Source organism: Streptomyces sp. NPDC005799 (genome assembly GCF_040630525.1).
In the GTDB taxonomy this organism is placed as follows: Bacteria; Actinomycetota; Actinomycetes; order Streptomycetales; family Streptomycetaceae; genus Streptomyces; species Streptomyces griseorubiginosus_B.
Genome location: NZ_JBEXXQ010000001.1, coordinates 235,549 through 256,244, shown reverse-complemented (window position 1 = coordinate 256,244; position 20,696 = coordinate 235,549). Strand labels below are relative to the sequence as shown.

Below are 20,696 nucleotides of genomic sequence, written 5' to 3'. Positions count from 1 at the left end.
GTTTTCCCCATACATCTCTATCGCTCGGGTCAACACTTCCCAAACAACGTCCCCTTGGGTAAAGCTGTGCGCTCGTCCGGCACTGGACTTCCTCACCTGTAAGGGATGCCGATGACCTTGCTTCCCGTCAGACCCGCGGCCCGAATAGCCGTGGCCGTCGGTCTCGTCGCCGCGCTCTCCGCGGCCGGGCCGATACCCCTGGCCTTCTCCGCCGACGGCCCCTCCGGCACCGCGCCCACGGACACCGCCGTCAAGTCCGCCCACGACAAGCTGGGTTCCGACGACGCGGACCGGCTCGCCGAGGCCAAGGCCGACGGCGACAAGAACGTCACGATGATGATCGCCACCGCGCCGGGGCAGACCGAGCAGGTCACCCAGAAGCTGGACGCGGTCAAGGGCGGCATCGTGGGCCGCACCTACGACAAGCTCGGCTACGTCCGGGCCACCGTCCCCACCTCGAGGGCGGACTCCGCCATCGCGGCCGCCGCGAAGCTGTCCTCCGTGCACGGCATCGACCTGCGCGCGGAGATACCCCTGGACGACCCGAGCGTCACGAGCGGCGCCAAGTCGGCCAGTGGCAAGGCGAATTATCCGGCGCCGGACAAGAACACGCCGGCGCGCAACCCGTACAACCCGTCCTTCGAGACGGGCGCCGTCGACTTCGTGAAGCAGCACCCGAAGGCGGACGGCCGAGGTGTCACCATCGGCATCCTGGACTCCGGTGTCGACCTCGGTCACCCGGCGCTGCAGAAGACCACCACCGGCGAGCGGAAGATCGTCGACTGGGTGACGGCCACCGACCCGATCGTCGACGGCGACGCCACCTGGCGGCCGATGCTCACCTCGGTGTCCGGGCCGGTCTTCACCTACGGCGGCCGCACCTGGACGGCGCCCGCCGGGTCGTACCGGATCAGCACCTTCAGCGAGGCCGCGACCGCGGGCGGCGACGCCAAGGGCGACGCCAACCGGGACGGCGACACCACCGACAAGTGGGGCGTCCTGTACGACGCTGCCGCCGGGACGGTCCGCGTCGACCTCAACAACAACTTCGACTTCAGCGACGACACGCCCATGAAGCCGTACAAGGACGGCTTCCAGGTCGGCTACTTCGGGACCGACGACCCGAAGACCGACGTGGTGGAGCGGCAGCCGTTCGTGGTCGAGATCCGCAAGGACGTCGTCTACAACTCCTCCGGCGCCAAGGCGGACTTCGTCAACATCGGCGTCATCGAGTCCGAGCACGGCACCCACGTCGCCGGCATCACCGCCGCCAACGGGCTGTTCGGCGGCAGGATGAACGGCGCGGCACCCGGCGCGAAGATCGTCTCCTCCCGGGCCTGCACCTGGACCGGCGGCTGCACCAACGTCGCGCTCACCGAGGGCATGATCGACCTGGTGGTCAACCGCGGTGTCGACATCGTCAACATGTCGATCGGCGGCCTTCCGGCCCTCAACGACGGCAACAACGCCCGTGCGGAGCTGTACACGCGGCTCATCGACACCTACGGCGTGCAGCTGGTGATCTCCGCCGGCAACTCCGGCCCCGGTGCCAACACCATCGGCGACCCGGGCCTCGCCGACAAGGTGATCTCCGTCGGCGCGACCATCTCCCAGGAGACCTGGGCGGCCAACTACGGCTCGGTCGTCGAGAAGAAGTACGCGATGATGCCCTTCTCCTCCCGCGGTCCGCGCGAGGACGGCGGCTTCACCCCGACCCTGTCCGCACCGGGCGCCGCCATCAACACCACCCAGACCTGGCTGCCGGGCGCCCCGGTCGCCGAGGCGGGCTACGCGCTGCCGGCCGGCTACTCCATGCTGCAGGGCACCTCGATGGCCTCCCCGCAGGCCACCGGCGCCACCGCGCTGCTGCTGAGCGCCGCCAAGCAGAAGCACATCGCGCTGAGCCCCGCCGACCTGCGCACGGCTCTGACCTCGACGGCCAAGCACATCAAGGGCGTTCAGGCGTACGAGGAGGGCGCGGGCCTGATCGACGTCGTCGACGCCTGGGACGCCGTCCGCGACGGCGCCACCGCCCACGACTACACCGTCAAGGCGCCGGTCGACACCGCGATCGACCAGCTGCTGAAGACCCCCGGCTACGGCACCGGACTCTACGACCGCGAGGGCGGTCTGAAGGCCGGGCAGAAGAAGACGTACGACGTCACCATCACCCGCACCTCCGGCTCGGAGAAGGCGCAGTGGCACCGGCTGTGGTTCGAGAACAACGCCGGTGACACCTTCAGGATCCTCGGCAAGCACGAGGTGAGGCTGCCGCTGAACCAGCCGGTGACGGTGCAGGTGCAGGCGAACCCCCGCTCGGCGGGTCTGAAGAGCGCGATCCTCTCCGTGGACGACCCGCAGACCGACGGCGTCGACAAGCAGATCCTGACCACGGTCGTGGTCTCGACGCCGGTGAAGTACACCTACTCCGCGTCCGACTCCGTGCAGCGCAACAGCACGCGGTCGTACTTCGTGACGGTGCCCGAGGGCGCCACGTCGCTGGAGGTGGCGATCGGCGGGCTGCAGGGCGCGAGCCAGACGCGGTTCATCGCGATCCACCCCTACGGCGTACCGGTCGACAACACCTCCACGCCGTACTGCTACAACAACTACCTCGACGGCAACGGCTGCAAGCCCGACGTGCGCTCGTACGCCGACCCGCAGCCCGGCGTCTGGGAGATCGAGGTCGAGGCGCGCCGCACCTCGCCACTGCTCGACAACCCCTACAAGCTCGACGCCGCCGTCTACGGCGCCGCCTTCGACCCGGAGACGGTGACCGTGCCCGAGGCGAAGGTGGGCACCCCGGCGGCCGCCTCCTGGAGCGTGACCAACAAGCTCGCAGCGATCGACGGCCACCTGGTGGGCGGCCCGCTCGGCTCCTCGAAGACGGCCCGCCCGACGATCAAGCAGGGCGAGACGCAGACCACCACGGTCGTGGTGCCCGAGGGCGCCAAGTCCCTGGACGTGGCGATCGGCAACGTCTCCGACGCGGCCGCCGACCTCGACCTGACGGTGAAGAACGCGGCCGGCACGGTCGTCGGCCAGTCCGCCGACGGCGACTCGGAGGAAGCGGTCTCCGTCGCCTCGCCCGCCGCCGGAACGTACACCGTCGAGGTCGCGGGCTACTCGGTGCCGTCCGGCTCGACCGCGTACGACTACCGGGACGTCTTCTTCTCCGCGTCCCTGGGCACCGTCACCGTGGATCAGACGGCGCCGGTGAAGCTCGGCACGGGCGCCTCGGCGACCGTCTCCGCGAGCGTCACCGCGGCGGCGGCCGCTCCGGAGGGCCGGGAGTTCTTCGGCCAGGTGCAGCTGGTGAACGCCCGGGGCACGGTCGCGGGCACCGGCAGCGTGAAGATCGAGAAGGTCACTCCGTAGCCGGTGGTACGGCGATGATGGCGGGCGTCCGTACGGGCGCCCGCCCTTGCTCATTCGCAGGTCATACCGGCCGACCCGGTCAGCGCCTGTTCGAGCCCGGCGCGTTCGGGGGCGATGGACGCCTCCCCGACCAGGACCTGGTCCGGGGTGGCCGAGCGGCGCGGGAAGGCGACCAGGATGTGGTCGCCCAGGTGCAGGGCCCGGCCGGCCACGCTCTCGGCGACGACGAAGGTGATCTCCTCCCCGGCGTTCTCCGGCTGGGCCTTCGCCGGTTTGTACGCGCGGGTCACACGCAGGGTGATCCGCTCCCGGCCGGCGGCCGCGGGGGCCGGTCCGGCCGCGGTGACCGTGCCCTCGGCGACGAGCCGCGAGCAGGCGAGGTACTCGGGGCTGGCGAACGGGGAGCGGGCCGCGGAGTCCGCCTTGGCGCCGGAGTCGGCGCTGCCGCCCGACAGCGAGTTCGCCCCGCCCCCGGCCTGTCCCAGCAGCCAGATCATCCCCGACAGCACGCCCGCGACGGCCGTCACGGCGAGGCCCGCGAAGGCGAACCTGCGCACCGCACGCCGGTTGCGTGACGGCCGTGGCGGTGCGGCCGCCGGCCGTGGCCGTGCTTGCTCCCCGGCCAGCGCGTCCCCGATGATCCCGAGCTGTTCCCGCAGCAGCGCCACATCCGCCTCGGCGCGGCGGTGCTCGGCGAGGAGGACGGCGTCGGCGTCCTTCGGGAGCCGCTCGCCGGTGAGCGCGGCCATCAGCGCGTCGCCGCCGTCGTAGTGCCGGTCGTCGGCGGTCATCTCACACCACCTCGTCCTCGTGCAGACGGGCACGCAGGGCCCGGACCGCCGTGTGCAGCCTGCTCTTGACCGTGCCCTCCGGAACCCCTAGCTCCTGGGCGATCGAACGGACCGGCAGGTCGGCGTAGAAGCGCAGGACGAGGACCTGGCGCTGGGAGTCAGGGAGCTCGTCGAGGCCCTGGGCCACCGCCAGCGAGAGCACGCTGGTGTCCTCGCCCGAGGGGTGCTCCAGCTGGCGCAGGGAGGCCAGCCGCTCACCGATCCGGTCCTGGCGGCGCTTGGCGCGATGCCAGTCCATGGCCAGGTTGGAGGCGACGACGGCCGCCCAGGCGGAGACGTCGCGCGGGGCCTCGTACCCCTTCGCCGCGCGCTCCAGCAACCGCAGGCGGACCTGCTGCACCCCGTCCGGCAGGTCCGCCTGCGGCACCCCGCCCAGCGCGAGCACCGCCCGCACCCGGCGTTCCTGAGCCGCGTCCAGAGGATCCTCCTCCTCCGGCGCACGGCGGGCCTTTCTGCGCAGCACAAGCCACCCCCTCACCGCGTTTCCTCTATGACGCGGCGGCGCACGGAAACGTTCGACCGGATCTCCGGAAGACTGTGTGGAGGCGTACCTCACACCTCCGGGCGTCCCACTCCTCGGGCATGGTGCGCAAAGAATTGGACAGGCGGACCCGGGTCGGCCGCATGATGGAAAAGCCGCAGACACGCAAGCATCACAGGTAAGGGAGTCGCCGTGAGGGTCGGAATCGTCGGAGCCACCGGTCAGGTCGGCACGGTCATGCGCAGGATCCTCAAGGAGCGAAACTTCCCGGTCTCCGAGCTGCGCCTGTTCGCCTCGGCCCGCTCGGCCGGGACCGAGCTGGACGGCGTGACGGTGGAGGACGCGGCGAGCGCCGACTACTCCGGCCTGGACATCGTGCTGTTCTCCGCGGGCGGCGCGACCTCGAAGGCGCTGGCCGAGAAGGTCGCCTCGCAGGGTCCGGTCGTGATCGACAACTCCTCCGCCTGGCGCAGGGACCCCGAGGTTCCGCTGGTCGTCTCCGAGGTGAACCCGCACGCGATCGCGAACCGCCCCAAGGGCATCATCGCCAACCCGAACTGCACCACGATGGCCGCGATGCCGGTCCTGAAGGTGCTGCACGCCGAGGCCGGTCTGGAGGCGCTGGTCGTCGCCACCTACCAGGCCGTGTCCGGTTCCGGTCTCGCGGGCGTGGCCGAGCTGCACGGCCAGGCGCAGAAGGTGATCGCCGACGCGGACAAGCTGACGCACGACGGCGCGGCGGTCGACTTCCCCGAGCCCGGCGTCTACAAGCGCCCCATCGCCTTCAACGTGCTCCCCTTCGCCGGGAACCTCGTCGACGACGGCCTGAACGAGACCGACGAGGAGCACAAGCTCCGCAACGAGTCCCGCAAGATCCTGGAGATCCCCGACCTCAAGGTCTCCGGCACCTGCGTCCGCGTCCCGGTGTTCTCCGGCCACTCCCTGCAGGTCAACGCCCGCTTCGCCCGCCCCCTCTCCCCCGAGCGGGCGACGGAGCTCCTCGCCGGGGCCCCCGGGGTCGAGCTGTCGGACATCCCGACGCCCCTGCAAGCCGCCGGTCAGGACCCCTCCTACGTCGGCCGCATCCGCCGCGACGAGACCGTCGACAACGGCCTCGCCCTGTTCATCTCCAACGACAACCTCCGCAAGGGCGCCGCGCTGAACGCGGTCCAGATCGCGGAGCTGGTGGCGGCGGAGCTGAAGCAGGCCTAGGGCCTGCGCACCTCGTAGAGGAAGCAGCCGTACTCGACGGCCCGGACGTGGACGAGTGCCACAGCCGGGTCGTCGAACGCGTTTTTGAAGGCCGCGTCGTCGGGGGCGTCGACCAGCTCGCCGCCGAGGATGCGGCCGTCGGCGGAGTAGCGGCGGACGGTGCGGTGGGCGTCCGCGAAGGGGTAGGCGGCGGCGCCGGTGGCCGGGCCCGGGCACTGCTCCGCGTGGACGAAGACGGGTCCCTGCTCGTCGTAGGCTCCCGGCTCGGCGCCCGTCTCGGCCGCCCAGCGGCGCAGTGGCGCGTAGGCGACGAGCGTGATCCGCTCCCCCGGCTCACTGCGGCGCAGACAGCAGCGCAGGGGGGCGCCGCCCTCGTCGTCGGTGAACGGGGCGGGCGGCCGACCCGCGTCGTCGGCGACGCGCAGCTCCTCGAGGGCGGACGGGGCGACGGGGCGTGCGGTGTAGGTGGTCATACGTCCCAGGCTGCCGCGGGCCGGGCGCGATGACCGGCGGGAATCGGACACGGCGTTCCCGCAGGTCGGCTGGCCGGCGGCGGCTACGACGGACGTGCGTGCGACCGGGCCGGCCGTCGGAGACCGGCGGCGGTGAATGGACATCGCGCTTTTCCCGGCCGCCGTGGAAGGATGGCCGCACCGCCGAACCGACACATACGAGGAGATGAACGCGTGCCTGGCACAAACCTGACTCGCGAAGAGGCTCAGCAGCGGGCGCAGCTGCTCACTGTCGAGTCCTACGAGATCGATCTCGACCTCTCCGGCGCGCAGGAGGGCGGTACGTACCGGTCCGTGACGACGGTGCGTTTCGACGTCAGCGAGAACGGCTCCGAGTCCTTCATCGACCTGGTCGCCCCCACGGTCCACGAGGTCACGCTGAACGGCGACCCGCTCGACCCGGCGGAGGTCTTCGCGGACTCCCGGATCGCGCTGCCTGGCCTGCTGGAGGGCCGCAACGTCCTCCGCGTGGTCGCGGACTGCGCGTACACCAACACCGGCGAGGGCCTGCACCGCTTCGTCGACCCGGTCGACCAGCAGGCCTATCTCTACACCCAGTTCGAGGTGCCGGACGCCCGCCGCGTCTTCGCGAGCTTCGAGCAGCCCGACCTGAAGGCCACCTTCCAGTTCACGGTGAAGGCGCCGACCGGCTGGACCGTCATCTCCAACTCCCCGACCCCGGAGCCCAAGGACGACGTCTGGGTCTTCGAGCCGACGCCGAGGATCTCCAGCTACATCACCGCGCTGATCGTCGGCCCGTACCACTCCGTGCACAGTGTGTACGAGAAGGACGGCCAGTCCGTGCCGCTGGGCATCTACTGCCGGCCCTCGCTCGCCGAGTTCCTGGACTCGGACGCGATCTTCGAGGTCACCCGGCAGGGCTTCGAGTGGTTCCAGGAGAAGTTCGACTACGCGTACCCGTTCAAGAAGTACGACCAGCTCTTCGTGCCGGAGTTCAACGCGGGCGCGATGGAGAACGCGGGCGCGGTGACCATCCGCGACCAGTACGTCTTCCGTTCCAAGGTCACCGACGCGTCGTACGAGCTGCGCGCCGAGACCATCCTGCACGAGCTGGCCCACATGTGGTTCGGCGACCTGGTCACCATGGAGTGGTGGAACGACCTGTGGCTGAACGAGTCGTTCGCCACGTACACGTCCATCGCGTGCCAGGCGTACCACCCCGCCTCCCGCTGGCCGCACTCCTGGACGACCTTCGCCAACTCCATGAAGACGTGGGCGTACCGGCAGGACCAGCTGCCCTCCACGCACCCGATCATGGCCGAGATCCGTGACCTCGACGACGTCCTCGTCAACTTCGACGGCATCACGTACGCCAAGGGCGCGAGCGTCCTGAAGCAGCTCGTGGCGTACGTCGGCATGGACGAGTTCTTCGCGGGCGTGCAGGCGTACTTCAAGAACCACGCGTACGGCAACACGCGGCTGTCCGACCTGCTGGGCGCGCTGGAGGAGACCTCCGGGCGCGACCTGGGGACCTGGTCGCAGAAGTGGCTGCAGACGGCCGGCATCAACATCCTGCGCCCGGAGATCGAGACGGACGCCGAGGGCGTCATCACCTCCTTCGCGATCCGCCAGGAGGCCCCGGCGCTCCCGGCCGGCGCGAAGGGCGAGCCGACCCTGCGCCCGCACCGCATCGCGATCGGCCTGTACGAACTCGACGACACGAGCGGCAAGCTGGTGCGCGACGAGCGCGTGGAGCTGGACGTCGACGGCGAGCTGACGGCCGTACCTCAGCTGGCCGGCAAGCGCCGTCCGGCCGTCGTCCTGCTCAACGACGACGACCTGTCGTACGCCAAGGTCCGCCTCGACGAGCAGTCCCTCGCCTTCGTCACCGAGCACCTCGGCGACTTCGAGTCCTCCCTCCCCCGCGCCCTGTGCTGGGCCTCGGCCTGGGACATGACCCGGGACGCCGAACTCGCCACCCGCGACTACCTCTCACTGGTCCTGTCGGGCATCGGCAAGGAGTCCGACATCGGTGTCGTGCAGTCCCTGCAGCGCCAGGTGAAGCTCGCCGTCGACCTGTACGCCGACCCGACCGCCCGCGAGTCGCTGCTGACCCGCTGGACCGACGCCACGCTCGCCCACCTCCGCTCCGCCGAGCCGGGCAGCGACCACCAGCTGGCCTGGGCCCGCGCCTTCGCGGCCACGGCCCGTACGCCGGAGCAGCTGGACCTGCTGGAGTCCCTGCTGGACGGTTCGCAGACGATCGAGGGCCTGGCCGTCGACACGGAGCTGCGCTGGGCGCTGGTGCAGCGCCTCGCCGCGGTCGGCCGTTTCGACGAGGCGGAGATCGCCGGCGAGTACGAGCGGGACAAGACCGCGGCCGGCGAGCGCCACGCGGCGTCCGCCCGTGCCGCCCGCCCGACGGCGGAGGCCAAGGCGGAGGCCTGGGCGTCGGTCGTCGAGTCCGACAAGCTGCCGAACGCCGTGCAGGAGGCGGTCATCGCCGGCTTCGTCCAGACCGACCAGCGCGAGCTGCTCGCCCCGTACACGGACAAGTACTTCGAGGTGGTCAACGACATCTGGTCCTCCCGCTCGCACGAGATGGCCCAGCAGATCGCCGTCGGCCTCTACCCCGCCATCCAGGTCTCCCCGGAAACCCTGGCCAAGACGGACACCTGGCTCTCCGAGACCGACCCCAACGCGGCCCTGCGCCGTCTGGTCTCGGAGTCCCGCTCGGGAGTGGAGCGCGCGCTGAAGGCGCAGGCGGCGGACACGGCCGCCTAGTTCCGGGTACGACGACAGGGGGCGCCCGGCATCGTGCCGGGCGCCCCTCCGTATGCCCTCAGCCGTCCAGAGCCGCCCTTCGACCGCCTTCAGCGCACGACCATTCCGCCCGTCACGTTGACGAACGTGCCGGTGATGCCCGCCGCGTGATCGGAGGCCAGGAAGGTGGCCGTGGCGGTGATCTCGGCGAGGGTGGGGTTGCGGCGGGTCATCCGCATCGTCGCGAGGTTGGTGACGATGCCCTGGATCGCCGCCTCGTCGATGGCGGGGTTGACCGCGGAGAGCTTCTCGACGGTGAAGGTCTCGGGGACGCCGGCCGCCCACAGGCCCACGGCGCGTACTCCGCGGGGGCCCAGTTCGATCGCCAGATTGCGGACGAGCGTGTCGGTGGCGGCGTCCGCGGGTCCCGTGCCGCCCATCATCGGACTGCCGTGCGCGGAGCCGCTGTTGAGGGTGAGGATGACGCCGGAGCCGCGCTCGGCCATGCGGCGGCCGGCGGCGCGGGCGGTGATGAAGTTGGCGCGGGTGCCGTCGATCACCGGCCGCAGGAAGTCGTCCACCGGCATGTCGGTGAGCGGGGCGCCCTGCACATCGCCTCGGCTGACCAGGTTGAAGGAGATGTCGACGGCGCCGACGCCGTTCAGGTGGTCCTCGACGGCCGCCTCGTCCAGCGCGTCCACGACGGCGACCTCGGCGTCCTTGATGTCGGCGGCCACCGCCTCCAGTGTCTTACGGGTCCGTCCGACGAGGTGGACACGGGCCCCCTCGGCGGCGAAGGCGCGGGCCACCGCACCGCCGATCGAGCCGGCGGCACCGTAGACGATCGCGGTCTTGTCGGTGAGCAGCATGGTGATTCTCCCTGCGGGTCGTGACGTTCGTGTCGGTCATATGGACGCGCCGGGGCCGTGGCGGTCATCGGTCACAGACGCAGGGGCAGGCCGAAGGCCGGGAAGAGGTGCGGTTCGAAGGAGGTGATCTCGACGATCCGGTCGTCGGCGTCGAAGCGGAGCACGTCGAGGACCTGCGCGCGGTACACGTTCGTACCGGGCCTGCGGACGTAACCGCCCGCCGCGAGCTGGCCGTTGGCGCGCGCGGGCAGATGGCGCCAGTGGCCGAAGAACATGGGGGACGCCGGGTCCAGGGTGGGGCGCAGGAAGTCGACGAGGGCGTCGCGGCCCGTGAACCAGAACGGGTTCGGCGGCATGGTGAGCGTGACGTCCTCGCTCAGCAGCCCGGTCATCGCCCCGAAGTCGAGCTGTTCGGCGGCGGTCATGTACCGCTGCAGCACGGCCCGTTGGGCCCGGGTGGGCTCGGTGGTCGTCCAGTCGGCGCGGTGGCCGGGCAGCCGGTCGCGCAGGGTGGGACGGGCGCGCTGCAGGGCGCTGTTGGCGGAGGCCACGGTCAGGCCGAGCGCCTCGGCGGTCTCGGCGGCGGTCAGCCCCAGCACGTCCCGCAGGATCAGCACCGCGCGCTGGCGGGGCGGGAGGTGCTGGAGAGCGGCGAGGAAGACCAGTTCCAGGGTCTCCCGGGAGAGCGCGGCGGCCTCCGGCTGCTCCTCGGCGGAGGGCAGTTCGTCGTCGGGGTAGGGCTGCAGCCAGGTGATACGGGCGGGGGGCTCGCCGGTGCCGTGGTTCATGCCGGGGATCGGTTCGTAGCGCTGCGGGCGGCGGGCGGTGCGGCGCTGGAAGTCCAGGCAGGCGTTGGTGGCGATGCGGTACAGCCAGGTGCGGGCGCCGGCCCTCCCCTCGAAGCCGTCCCGGGCCCGCCAGGCCCGCAGGAACGTCTCCTGCACCAGGTCCTCGGCGTCGTCGTGGGAGCCGGTCATGCGGTAGCAGTGGACCTGGATCTCACGGCGGTGGGTCTCGGTGAGGGCGGCGAAGTCGGTCTCGGTGAGGGCGCCGAGCTCGGACCTGCTGGGCCGGGGCCGCTTCTCCGGTTCCGTCACGGGGACGGGCGTGACGGATTCCTTCGCCGTGTCCCGCGCCACCCGTGCCACCCGCCGCAGCCGGGCGACGGACGACGACAGCTCGCTCACCCCCGAGTACAGGACCGAGGGGGGTGTGGGCGCCAGCTCCTTCACCTGGCGCGCGAGGTCCTCGATCAGCCCCTCCACCCCGGGCTCCTCCGGCCCGTGCCGCCTGCGGTAGGCCTTCTGCCGGCAGGCCGCCGAGCAGTACACGGAGCTGCGGCCGGTGCGGCCGGCCCGGGCGGGCAGCGGCTTTCCACACACCGCACAGACGTCGGCGACCACGGGCACCTCCGGGAGGGGATCGCGTCACGCGGGGACGGTGTGACGCTATACCTGCTCGGGGCGCGTGAGGTGCGTCCGCGCGACTTTCCGGAAGGCCGTCACCATACGGCTGCGGTCGCCCGCGCGGGTGGCGAGGGCGACCTGGCTGGGCTCCACGCCGTGCAGCGGGATGGAGGTGAGGTCGGGACGGAGCCGGATGCCGGTGGGATAGGCCGTGACGACCAGGGCCTCCCCGGCGGCGACGACCTCGAACTTGTCCTCCAGGTCCTGGATCTCGGGGCCCTCGGGCACCGGGCGGCCGTCCGGGCGGGGTTCCAGGCGCCAGAAGGCCGCCCAGACGGGGTCGGCGCCGGTGATCCGGGGCATCGGCTCGTCCGCGATGTCGTCGACGGTGACGGACTCCTTCCCGGCCAGCCGGTGATCGACGGGGACGACCACGGCCCGGGGCTCGTCGTAGAGGACGGTCACGTCCAACTGGTCGGTGACGAAGGGCAGTCGGGCGACGGCGGCGTCCACCCGCCGCTCCAGCAGCGCCGCGCGCGCCTCGTCCCAGCGCAGATGTCGGCTGCGTACGTCGGCCTCCGGATGCCGGCGCCGCATTTCGCGCACGGCGGCGGTGACGATGACTCCGCTGGTGAAGCCGACGGTGAACCGGCCGGGCTCGGCGGCGGCGCGGGCCTCGGCCGCGGCCTGCTCGGCGGACCGCAGCAGCGCCCGCGCGCGGGGCAGGAACACCTCCCCGGCCTCGGTCAGCCGGGTCCCGCGCGGAGTGCGGTCCAGCAGCCGGGCGCCGACCTGCTGCTCCAGGCTCGCGATCTGCCGGCTCAGGGACGGCTGGGTGATGTGCAGGGTCTCGGCGGCCCGCCCGAAGTGGCGGTGCTCGGCGACGGCGGTGAAGTACCGGACCAGACGGAGGTCGAGGTCAGCCATTCCTCCACCCTACTCACCTGTGGTGATGCCCGAACCGTATTGCGCCATGCGGAACAGGCTTTGGACGCGGCCGCCGCCCCCTTCCGAGGATGGAGGCACACTCACCCACTCCCCTCACGAAGGGCCGCACCATGCGCGTATTCGTCACGGGCGCCACCGGTTTCATCGGTTCCGCCGTGGTCCGTGAACTCCTCGACGCCGGGCACCGGGTCACCGGGCTGGCCCGCTCGGACTCGTCCGCCGCCGCGCTGGCCGCGGCCGGGGCCGAGGTGCACCGCGGGGATCTCGACGACCCCGACTCCCTCGCCGCGGGGGCCGCCGCGGCCGACGGCGTCGCCCACCTCGCCTTCATCCACGATTTCTCCGGCACCTTCGACTTCGCCGCCGCGTGTGCGGCCGATCTGCGGGCCGTCGAGGCGATCGGCGCCGTGCTGAAGGGCTCGGACAAGCCCTTCGTGATGTCCTCCGGTACGGCCCTGCTGCAGCCCGGAAGGGTCTCCAGCGAGGAGGACACGGCCCCGCCGGAGTCCTTCGGGGCGATCCGGGCCCGGAACGAGGACGCGGCCGTCGCACTGGCCGACCGCGGGGTCCGGTCGGCGGCCGTCCGGTTCTCGCCGTCCGTGCACGGGCGCGGCGACAAGGGCTTCGTCTCGATGCTGATCGCGATCGCCCGTGAGAAGGGCTTCGTCGCCCACGTCGGCGACGGCGCCAACCGCTGGTCCGCCGTGCACCGCTCGGACGCGGCCCGTCTGGTCCGGCTCGCCCTGGAGTCGGCGCCGGCCGGTTCCCGGCTGCACGCGGTCGGCGACGAGGGCGTCCCGTTCCGGGACATCGCCGCCGTCATCGGCCGCCACCTGGACCTGCCGGTCCGCTCCATCGCCCCCGAGGAGGCGGACGCCCACTACGGCTGGCTCGGCCACATCGTCCCCCGCGACGTACCGGCGTCCAACACCCTCACCCGCAAGTGGCTGAACTGGGACCCGACGGGCCCGGGCCTGCTGGAGGACCTGGAGGAGGGCCACTACTTCACCGCGTGACCGAGGGAGCCGAGCGGGGCGCTCCTCCCCGGGGCCGGCGGTCCTTTACGGGTTCCGGCCCCCTCGGGAGCTGCGGTCCTCACGGAGGCCGGGGTCCTCACGGAGGCTGGGGTCTCCTCGGCGGATGCGGTCCCTTTGCGGGTTCCGGCATCTCACGCGGCGAGTTCGACGTCCTGGCGACCCTGCGCCGCGCCGGGGAGCCGTACACCCTCGCGCCAACTCTCGGCGACGCTGATGCTCACCACGGGCGGCATGACGGGCCGCCTCGGCAAACTGGAGCGCCCGGGCCTGCTGCGCCGCGCCCCCGACCCGTACGACCGCCGCGCCCTCCAGGTGACGCTCACCGGGAAGGGACCGGGGGTCATCGACCAGGCGGTCGGCGCGGGCCTGTCCGTCCAGACCGAGGCCCGGGCCACCCCGACCGAGGAGCAGGCCGACCAACTGGCCGACTTGCTGAGGGAGTTGCCGGCGGGAGCGCAAGAAGCGTGAGAACACGTCAGGGGCGCCGGCCGCACCCGCGGTGCGGTGCGGCCGGCGCCCCCGGTGAAGCGTCGGGTCAGGCCTTCGCCTTGGCCTTGTCCGCGCCGGGCTTGGCCACGCGGTGGCTGGGGTGGGACTTGTCCAGGACCAGCACCAGGCCCGCGATGATCCCGAACAGGGCGAGCGGGATCGCGACGTAGAGGCCCAGCGTCTGGATGACACTCAGGCCGTTGCCGGGGTCGTCGCCGTCGTCGCGGGTCAGCGCGAGCGCGGGGGACGACATGAGCAGCATCATCAGCGTCGTACCGGCGGCCAGGGCGCCGGCGCGCAGGGCGTTCTTCTTGTCCACGGTCCCAAAAGTATCGAATGACGATCGGGGTCGCTCGTCCGGGGTCCCCCCAGCGGCCCCCGGCCGGGCCCCACCCGGCCCGCGCCCCGGTCTACCCGGTCCGCAGGACGTCGATCAGGGCGTGCAGTCGTGCCGAGCCGGCCAGCTCCTCCAGGGTCACCGGCCTGCCCTGCGCGTCCGCGATCGGCAGCCGCCAGTTCGGATACTGGTCCCAGGTGCCCGGCAGGTTCTGCGGACGCCGGTCGCCGACCGTGTCCGGGAGCCACACGCCGAGGAGGCGGGACGGGGTACGGAGCAGGAAGCGGTGGACGGCCTGGATCTCGGCCTCCTCCTCGGAGGCACCGTGTCCGCCGCCCGTGCCGTGCAGCAGACCGAGCCGGGTGAGCACCGCCAGCCACTCCCCCGTGTCGGCCGCGGCCTCGGCCCGTTCCTCCGCGAGGGGGCGGGTCAGCAGGCCCAGCCGGTCGCGGAGTTCGACGTGTTCGCCGGTGAGGCGGGCCGCGGTGGAGGGCAGGTCGTGGGTGGTGGCGGTGGCGAGACAGTCGGCGCGCCAGTCCTCGGGGGGCAGCGGGCGGCCGTCGCCCTCCCAGTCCCGTTCGAACCACAGCACCGAGGTGCCGAGCACCCCGCGCTCGCGCAGCTTCTCCCGCACCCCGGGCTCCACGGTGCCCAGGTCCTCGCCGATGACGACGGACCCGGCACGCGAGGCCTCCAGCACCAGGACGGCGAGCATGGCCTCGGCGTCGTAGCGGACGTACGTGCCCTCGGTGGGCGGATGCCCCTGCGGCACCCACCAGAGCCGGAACAGACCCATGACATGGTCGATGCGCAGGGCGCCGGCGTACCGGAACAGGGCCCTGAGCAGGCGGCGGTACGGCTCGTAGCCCGACTCGGCAAGACGGTCCGGGCGCCACGGCGGCAGCCCCCAGTCCTGGCCGCGCGCGTTGAAGGCGTCCGGCGGGGCCCCCACCGACATCCCGGCGGCGAAGTACTCCTGCTGCGCCCAGGCGTCGGCGCCCTCGGGGTGCACGCCGACCGCCAGGTCGTGCACGACGCCCACCGCCATCCCGGCCTCCCGCGTGGTGCGCTGGGCGGCCGTGAGCTGGCTGTCGGTGAGCCAGGCCAGACGGCAGTGGAAGTCCACCCGGTCCATCAACTCGCCGCGGGCGCGGGCGGTTTCGGCCGAGCGGGGGTCGCGCAGACCGGCCGGCCAGCTCCGCCAGTCCGGGCCGTGCACCTCGGCGAGGGCGTACCAGGTGGCGTGGTCCTCCAGCGCCTCGCCCTCCCGGGCGAGGAAGTCGGCGTAGGCGGCGCGCCGGCCCGGGCCGAGCGGTACCTCGCGGACCAGTTCCAGCGCCTCCCGCTTGAGCTCCCACACCGCGTCCCGGTCGATCAGCGCGTCCTTCTCCAGGACGGAGGCGCGCAGCCGGTCGGCCCGCTCCAGGAGCGTCCGCAGCTTCTCGCGCTCGGTGACGTACGCGTACTCGGGCACGTCCTCCACGCGCAGGTGGACCGGGTCGGGGAAGCGGCGGGAGGAGGGGCGGTAGGGGGACGGGTCCGTGGGGGCGCCGGGTACGGCCGCGTGCAGGGGGTTGACCTGGACGAAGCCGGCGCCGAGCGCGCGCCCGGCCCAGTCGCTGAGTTCGGCCAGGTCGCCCAGGTCGCCCATGCCCCAGGAGCGGCGGGAGAGCAGGGAGTAGAGCTGGACCAGGAGGCCGTACGAGCGGGTCGTGGGCGTCGGCAGGCGGGACGGGGCGACGAGCAGGTGGGCCGCGGCGGTGCGGCCGTCGGGGGCGGCGACGCTCAACCGGTGGACGCCGGGCGGGAGTCCCTCGACGGACGTCCGCGCCTCGCCCTCCTCGGTCTCGACGCTCAGCCGGGTGCCGGGTGGGAGGGCGTCCAGGGCGGGGGACGGGGCGCCACTCCAAAGGACCACCGTGGGCGGCAGCAGCCGCTCGGCCAGTTCGCGCTCGCGGGCGGCGAGCGCGGCGCGGACCGAGGCCTCGGTGCCGGCGTCCACGCCGAGGGCGGCCAGGGTGAGGGTGACGGCGGTGGCCGATGCGGCGACCGTACGGTCCGGGGAGGGGCTGTAGGAGGCGGCCACACCGTGCAGCTCGGCGAGCCGGGTCAGCTCCTCGGAGGGCGGTTCGGCCGGCCCCTGCGCGGTCATCTACGGCCTCGCGCAGTCCGGCTCGGGGGCCACCGCCTCGCTGGTCAGCGGCGCGGCCTCGGAGAGCGGGGGTTCGCTGGTGAGCGGCTCGGCCTCGGGCAGCGGCGGCTCACTGGTGAGCGGGGTCTCGGCGCAGGCGCCCTCCGCGCTGAAGACACAGAAGTGCGGCTCGTCCTCGAGGGGCGGCAGCTGCGCCACGGGTTTGGAGAGCGGGTGTGCCGGTGCGGCCACGAGGGGCCTCCTTCGCGAGTACGGCGACCTTGGGGGCGGTTACCGCAGCCCTACCCAGCGGGCGCGATGACAGACGTACAGGAAGGAACTACGTGCCTCTCATCACATTCTGGGCCCGGGCGCCGAACACGTCACCCGCCGACCGACCGCCAAGGGCGCCGATCTCGCGACCGTGCTCTCGGCGGACTACGCCCTCAACCATCTCGACGCCGACCTCCGTTGGATGACCACGACGGCGGCCCGGCTCACCACCCTGACCGCGGAGGTCGACTCGGCATGAACAACGGGGACGGGAAGGTGCCGCTGCTGGCGGCCCGCGGCCTCACCAAGGCGCACGGCAGGACCGAGGCCCTGCGCGGTGCCTCGGTCGAGCTGGGCGCGGGCGAGATCCTCGCCGTGACCGGCGCGAGCGGCAGCGGCAAGTCGACACTGCTGCATTGCCTCGCCGGGATCGTGCGGCCGGACGCGGGCGTGGTGACGTACGCCGGCGAGCGGCTGGACCGGCTGCCGGAGCGGCGGCTGAGCGAGCTGCGCGGCTCCCCCTGCTGCGCCGCACACTGCACCCGGCCGAGCTGCGCTACGCCTGACCGCATGGCTGTCCGGCCCGGGAGCGCGGGGGGCTCCCGGGCCGGGCCGTACGCTGCCGCACTCCCGGTGAGCAGGGGAATGCGAAGGCCCGGACCGTCAGGCGGAGATGCCGTCGATCCGGGCCATGGCGTCTTCCGCGCCGTACGGCTGCAGGTAGGGCAGCCAGCGCGGGTCCCTATGGCCGGTCCCGATGATGCGCCAGGCCAGACCGGTGGGCGGGGCCGGTTTGTGGCGCAGCCGCCAGCCCAGCTCGATCAGGTGTCGGTCGGCCTTGACGTGGTTGCAGCGGCGGCAGGACGCCACCACGTTGTCCCAGACGTGTTTGCCCCCGCGGCTGCGCGGGATGACGTGGTCGACGCTGGTTGCGACGCCACCGCAGTACATGCACCGGCCCCCGTCACGCGCGAACAGCGCGCGTCGGGTCAGAGGAACGGGCCCCCGATAGGGAACCCGGACGAATCGCTTGAGCCGGACCACGCTTGGTGCGGGGACTGTGACGGTCGCGCTGTGCAGGAAGGCGCCCGACTCCTCGAGGGAGACGGCCTTGTTCTCCAGGACGAGGACGAGCGCGCGGCGGAGCGGTACGACGCCGAGTGGCTCGTACGACGCGTTGAGGACCAGGACATGCGGCACGGATGCCTCCTTGGGCGTCGGCGGCGCGTGGCTCGCGCCGGGACGATCTGTAGGTCAGTCTCCCCTCTTGCCTGGTGGACGCGCCACCATGTCCCGGTAACGGGCTGGGAGTGTTTTCGACCACACGTGATTCATCCCCCCGAGCGGGATGTGTTTATCCCACCTGCTCATCCCGGGTGCGCACGGAGTCTCCTCAGAAGACCGCAAGGATTCCCACACCGCGCCCCGATAGTGTGGTGGGCCTGCCCTTCCGGTGACCTTTTCGTGACCTTGACCGCGTCGCGTGCCGGGGGGCGGACCGCTGCACCTGGAGGTACCCGCCGTGTCCTTGCCCGCCGTCCTACTGGCCGCCGGTTCGTCGCCCTCGCCGTCGCCGTCCCCCTCGGGGTCGACGGCCGTGACGGTCCCGACGCTCCAGGACGCCCAGGAGAGCGCGACGAACGCGGCCAGCTGGGTCGAGCAGAACTGGTCGACGTGGCTGGCGATCGGTCTCAGGGTCCTGCTGATCCTGGTGATCGCGGGAGTGCTCAGAGCGGTCGTGCAGCGGGCGATCACCAAGCTGATCGACCGGATGACCCGCACCGCCGAGGCGGTCGACGGCACCTCGCTCGGCGGTCTGCTGGTCAACAACGAACGCCGCCGTCAGCGCTCCCAGGCCATCGGCTCGGTGCTGCGCTCGGTGGCGTCCTTCCTGATCCTGGGCACCGCGGCGCTGATGGTGCTGGGCGCGTTCCAGATCAACCTGGCCCCGCTGCTGGCCTCCGCCGGGGTCGCCGGTGTCGCGATCGGTTTCGGCGCCCGCAACCTGGTCACCGACTTCCTCTCCGGTGTCTTCATGATCCTGGAGGACCAGTACGGCGTCGGCGACACGATCGACGCGGGCGTGGCCTCCGGCGAGGTCATCGAGGTCGGTCTGCGCGTGACGAAGCTGCGCGGCGCCGAGGGCGAGATCTGGTACGTCCGCAACGGCGAGGTCAAGCGGATCGGCAACCTCTCCCAGGGCTGGGCCACGGCCGGTGTCGACGTCACCGTGAAGGCGAACGAGGACCTGGACAAGATGAAGGCCACCCTCGACGAGGTCGCCGAGAAGATGAGCGCCGAGGAGCCGTGGAACGAGCTCCTGTGGAGCCCGATCGAGGTGCTCGGTCTGGACAGCGTGCTGCTGGACTCGATGGTCGTGCGCATCTCGGCGAAGACCATGCCGGGCAAGTCCCTCGCCGTCGAGCGCGAGCTGCGCTGGCGCGTCAAGCGGGCCTTCGACGCGGCGGACATCCGCATCGTGGGCGGCGAGACGGCCGTGGCCACCGCCCTGGACCCCGCCCCCGCGACGGAGACGGTCGCGGCCCCGTCCGCCCACTCCGACCCGGACTCCCCGCAGTCGGCGGCGGCCACGCCGATGGCGCCGCAGCGGACCGCGCCGAAGTAGCCGGCCGCTCCCCCGGTCCCACCGCCCCCGAGGTAACGAGTGTGTTGCCTCGGGGGCGGCTTCTATTGACGCCCCCTTCGCCCTGGGCTTACGTTCCTTTCCAGCCAATAGGAAACTTTCCTAACAGTGGTGGAATGAGAAGCTGGACAGTCGAAAGGCAGGTGTCGACCCATGGCAGGATCCGCCGGTACGCCGGGCACCCCGCGCGTCCTGCGCGCCATGAACGACCGCGCCGCCCTGGACCTCCTCCTGGAGCACGGGCCACTGTCCCGCACGCGGATCGGCAAGCTCACCGGCCTCTCCAAGCCGACCGCCTCCCAGCTGCTCGCCCGCCTCGAGGCGGCCGGGCTGGTCCTCGCCACCGGCACCACCGAGGGACGGCCCGGCCCCAACGCCCAGCTGTACGAGGTCAACCCGGCCGCCGGGTACGCGGCGGGCCTGGACGTCACCCCGGAGCGCATCCTCGCCGCCGTCGCCGACGTCACCGGCCGCACGGTGGGCTCGTACGAACTCCCCACCCCCGGGAGGCGTCCGGCCCAGCCCGTCGTCCGGCAGGTCACCGACGCCCTCGACGGGGCGGTGAAGGCGACGGGGCTGGCCCGCGACGACGTCCACCGGCTCGTCATCGGCACCCCCGGCGCCTTCGACCCCAACACCGGCCGGCTGCGCTACGCCTCGCACCTCCCGGGCTGGCACACCCCGGCCCTGCTCGACGAACTCGCCGCCGCGCTGCCGATGCCGGTGGAGTACGAGAACGACGTCAACCTCGTCGCCGTCGCCGAACAACGGCTGGGCGCGGCACGGGGGCACGAGGACTTCGTGCTGTTCTGGAACGAGGGGGGCCTCGGCGCCGCCCTGGTCCTCGGCGGCCGGCTGCACCGCGGCTGGACCGGCGGCGCGGGCGAGGTGGGTTTCCTCCCGGTGCCGGGCGTGCCCCTGGTCCGGCAGGTGACGAAGGCCAACAGCGGTGGCTACCAGGAGCTGGCCGGCTCCCAGGCCGTCCCGCGTCTCGCCCGCGAACTCGGCATCGCGCAGATCCCCTCGGGGCCGTACGCCGAGGTGGCCGCCGCGCTCCTGGAGCGGGCCGCCGCCGAGGACACCGACCTCTCCCGCAAGCTCCTGCAGACGTACGCGACCCGGCTGGCCACCGGTCTCGCCGCCCTCGTCTCCGTCCTCGACCCCGAACTCGTCGTACTCAGCGGCGCCTCCCTGACCTCGGGCGGCGAGCCGCTGCGCTCCCTCGTCCAGGACGAGCTGGAGGAGCTGGCCGCCGCCCGCCCCCGGCTCGTCATCGGCGACGTCCGTGAACATCCCGTGCTGCGGGGCGCGCTGGAGAGCGCCCTCGCGGCCACTCGCGACGAGGTCTTCGACACCTCGCGCTGACGCACCACCCCTCCCGCACACCCCGCACTCACCCCCCGC

16 protein-coding genes and 3 pseudogenes are annotated in these 20,696 nt (G+C 72.3%); 9 read left to right on the top strand and 10 right to left on the bottom strand.

From position 1 onward, the window contains the following. Positions 1 to 105 precede the first annotated feature (105 nt). Complete coding sequence (locus ABZ453_RS01065) at positions 106 to 3,378, top strand: S8 family serine peptidase (RefSeq protein WP_359010263.1); 3,273 nt, start codon at positions 106 to 108, stop codon at positions 3,376 to 3,378. A gap of 50 nt (positions 3,379 to 3,428) precedes the next feature. On the opposite strand, the gene ABZ453_RS01060 is transcribed toward ABZ453_RS01065, so the two are convergent. Both ABZ453_RS01060 and ABZ453_RS01055 read right to left on the bottom strand, forming a co-directional pair. Continuing rightward, positions 3,429 to 4,169, bottom strand: coding sequence for a hypothetical protein (locus ABZ453_RS01060; protein WP_359010261.1), 741 nt, complete (start codon positions 4,167 to 4,169; stop codon positions 3,429 to 3,431). A 1-nt stretch (position 4,170) separates the two neighbouring features. Beyond that, positions 4,171 to 4,692 carry a sigma-70 family RNA polymerase sigma factor gene (locus tag ABZ453_RS01055; RefSeq protein ID WP_359010577.1) on the bottom strand — a complete coding sequence of 174 codons (522 nt, stop codon included), beginning with the start codon at positions 4,690 to 4,692 and terminating at the stop codon, positions 4,171 to 4,173. A 210-nt stretch (positions 4,693 to 4,902) separates the two neighbouring features. On the opposite strand from ABZ453_RS01055, the gene ABZ453_RS01050 reads away from it, so the two are divergent. Continuing rightward, positions 4,903 to 5,922: an aspartate-semialdehyde dehydrogenase gene (locus ABZ453_RS01050; RefSeq protein WP_359010260.1), complete on the top strand. Its 1,020-nt coding sequence runs from the start codon at positions 4,903 to 4,905 to the stop codon at positions 5,920 to 5,922. Here the strand turns inward: ABZ453_RS01050 and ABZ453_RS01045 are convergent. Then, the gene (locus ABZ453_RS01045) at positions 5,919 to 6,395 is read right to left on the bottom strand and encodes a DUF1203 domain-containing protein (protein WP_359010259.1); all 477 of its coding nucleotides are present in this window, start codon (positions 6,393 to 6,395) and stop codon (positions 5,919 to 5,921) included. The two genes, ABZ453_RS01050 and ABZ453_RS01045, sit on opposite strands and share 4 nt — an antisense overlap. A gap of 213 nt (positions 6,396 to 6,608) precedes the next feature. On the opposite strand from ABZ453_RS01045, the gene pepN reads away from it, so the two are divergent. Then, positions 6,609 to 9,179: an aminopeptidase N gene (gene pepN, locus ABZ453_RS01040; protein WP_359010257.1), complete on the top strand. Its 2,571-nt coding sequence runs from the start codon at positions 6,609 to 6,611 to the stop codon at positions 9,177 to 9,179. Between the two features lie 89 nt (positions 9,180 to 9,268). On the opposite strand, the gene ABZ453_RS01035 is transcribed toward pepN, so the two are convergent. The 3 genes from ABZ453_RS01035 to ABZ453_RS01025 form a co-directional block, all read right to left on the bottom strand. Next, positions 9,269 to 10,027, bottom strand: coding sequence for an SDR family oxidoreductase (locus ABZ453_RS01035; protein WP_359010256.1), 759 nt, complete (start codon positions 10,025 to 10,027; stop codon positions 9,269 to 9,271). A 71-nt stretch (positions 10,028 to 10,098) separates the two neighbouring features. Then, positions 10,099 to 11,430 (bottom strand): sigma-70 family RNA polymerase sigma factor, encoded by a 1,332-nt coding sequence (locus tag ABZ453_RS01030; RefSeq protein WP_359010575.1) that lies wholly within the window; start codon positions 11,428 to 11,430, stop codon positions 10,099 to 10,101. A gap of 45 nt (positions 11,431 to 11,475) precedes the next feature. Beyond that, the gene (locus ABZ453_RS01025; RefSeq protein WP_359010255.1) at positions 11,476 to 12,360 is read right to left on the bottom strand and encodes a LysR family transcriptional regulator; all 885 of its coding nucleotides are present in this window, start codon (positions 12,358 to 12,360) and stop codon (positions 11,476 to 11,478) included. 131 nt (positions 12,361 to 12,491) lie between these two features. Here ABZ453_RS01025 and ABZ453_RS01020 point away from each other — a divergent pair, with 131 nt between their 5' ends. Together ABZ453_RS01020 and ABZ453_RS01015 are read left to right on the top strand one after the other, a co-directional pair. Beyond that, positions 12,492 to 13,397 (top strand): SDR family oxidoreductase, encoded by a 906-nt coding sequence (locus ABZ453_RS01020; RefSeq protein ID WP_359010254.1) that lies wholly within the window; start codon positions 12,492 to 12,494, stop codon positions 13,395 to 13,397. 146 nt (positions 13,398 to 13,543) lie between these two features. Then, a pseudogene (locus ABZ453_RS01015) lies at positions 13,544 to 13,886 on the top strand (MarR family transcriptional regulator); the annotation flags it as partial. A 67-nt stretch (positions 13,887 to 13,953) separates the two neighbouring features. On the opposite strand, the gene ABZ453_RS01010 reads toward ABZ453_RS01015, so the two are convergent. The 3 genes from ABZ453_RS01010 to ABZ453_RS01000 all read right to left on the bottom strand — a co-directional run bounded on the left by ABZ453_RS01010 (position 13,954) and on the right by ABZ453_RS01000 (position 16,594). Next, the gene (locus ABZ453_RS01010; RefSeq protein WP_359010253.1) at positions 13,954 to 14,226 is read right to left on the bottom strand and encodes a hypothetical protein; all 273 of its coding nucleotides are present in this window, start codon (positions 14,224 to 14,226) and stop codon (positions 13,954 to 13,956) included. A gap of 91 nt (positions 14,227 to 14,317) precedes the next feature. Then, on the bottom strand, positions 14,318 to 16,396 hold the full coding sequence (gene malQ / locus ABZ453_RS01005) for a 4-alpha-glucanotransferase (protein WP_359010251.1): 2,079 nt from the start codon (positions 16,394 to 16,396) through the stop codon (positions 14,318 to 14,320). Continuing rightward, positions 16,397 to 16,594, bottom strand: a complete 198-nt coding sequence (locus tag ABZ453_RS01000; protein ID WP_359010574.1) for a hypothetical protein — start codon at positions 16,592 to 16,594, stop codon at positions 16,397 to 16,399. Between the two features lie 178 nt (positions 16,595 to 16,772). Here ABZ453_RS01000 and ABZ453_RS00995 point away from each other — a divergent pair. Together ABZ453_RS00995 and ABZ453_RS00990 are read left to right on the top strand one after the other, a co-directional pair. Then, positions 16,773 to 16,907, top strand: a pseudogene (locus ABZ453_RS00995) (PadR family transcriptional regulator); the annotation flags it as partial. Continuing rightward, positions 16,904 to 17,161, top strand: a pseudogene (locus ABZ453_RS00990) (ATP-binding cassette domain-containing protein); the annotation flags it as partial. The pseudogenes ABZ453_RS00995 and ABZ453_RS00990, both read left to right, overlap by 4 nt. Before the next feature lie 150 nt (positions 17,162 to 17,311). On the opposite strand, the gene ABZ453_RS00985 reads toward ABZ453_RS00990, so the two are convergent. Then, entirely contained in the window at positions 17,312 to 17,848 is a 537-nt protein-coding gene (locus tag ABZ453_RS00985) for an HNH endonuclease (RefSeq protein ID WP_133040943.1), read from the bottom strand. Positions 17,849 to 18,170: 322 nt separating this feature from the next. Between ABZ453_RS00985 and ABZ453_RS00980 the strand changes: the two genes are divergently transcribed. Together ABZ453_RS00980 and ABZ453_RS00975 are read left to right on the top strand one after the other, a co-directional pair. After that, positions 18,171 to 19,274 carry a mechanosensitive ion channel family protein gene (locus ABZ453_RS00980; protein WP_359010250.1) on the top strand — a complete coding sequence of 368 codons (1,104 nt, stop codon included), beginning with the start codon at positions 18,171 to 18,173 and terminating at the stop codon, positions 19,272 to 19,274. Between the two features lie 171 nt (positions 19,275 to 19,445). Beyond that, on the top strand, positions 19,446 to 20,657 hold the full coding sequence (locus ABZ453_RS00975; RefSeq protein WP_359010248.1) for an ROK family transcriptional regulator: 1,212 nt from the start codon (positions 19,446 to 19,448) through the stop codon (positions 20,655 to 20,657). The last annotated feature ends 39 nt before the right edge of the window (positions 20,658 to 20,696 follow it).

Excerpts from the sequence above, each read along its gene's own strand:
- ABZ453_RS00975 (WP_359010248.1), top strand. The coding sequence starts at position 19,446 with ATGGCAGGATCCGCCGGTACGCCGGGCACCCCGCGCGTCCTGCGCGCC.
- ABZ453_RS01020 (WP_359010254.1), top strand. The coding sequence starts at position 12,492 with ATGCGCGTATTCGTCACGGGCGCCACCGGTTTCATCGGTTCCGCCGTG.
- ABZ453_RS01025 (WP_359010255.1), bottom strand. The coding sequence starts at position 12,360 with ATGGCTGACCTCGACCTCCGTCTGGTCCGGTACTTCACCGCCGTCGCC.
- ABZ453_RS01060 (WP_359010261.1), bottom strand. The coding sequence starts at position 4,169 with ATGACCGCCGACGACCGGCACTACGACGGCGGCGACGCGCTGATGGCC.
- ABZ453_RS01045 (WP_359010259.1), bottom strand. The coding sequence starts at position 6,395 with ATGACCACCTACACCGCACGCCCCGTCGCCCCGTCCGCCCTCGAGGAG.
- ABZ453_RS01065 (WP_359010263.1), top strand. The coding sequence starts at position 106 with ATGCCGATGACCTTGCTTCCCGTCAGACCCGCGGCCCGAATAGCCGTG.
- malQ (WP_359010251.1), bottom strand. The coding sequence starts at position 16,396 with ATGACCGCGCAGGGGCCGGCCGAACCGCCCTCCGAGGAGCTGACCCGG.
- ABZ453_RS01035 (WP_359010256.1), bottom strand. The coding sequence starts at position 10,027 with ATGCTGCTCACCGACAAGACCGCGATCGTCTACGGTGCCGCCGGCTCG.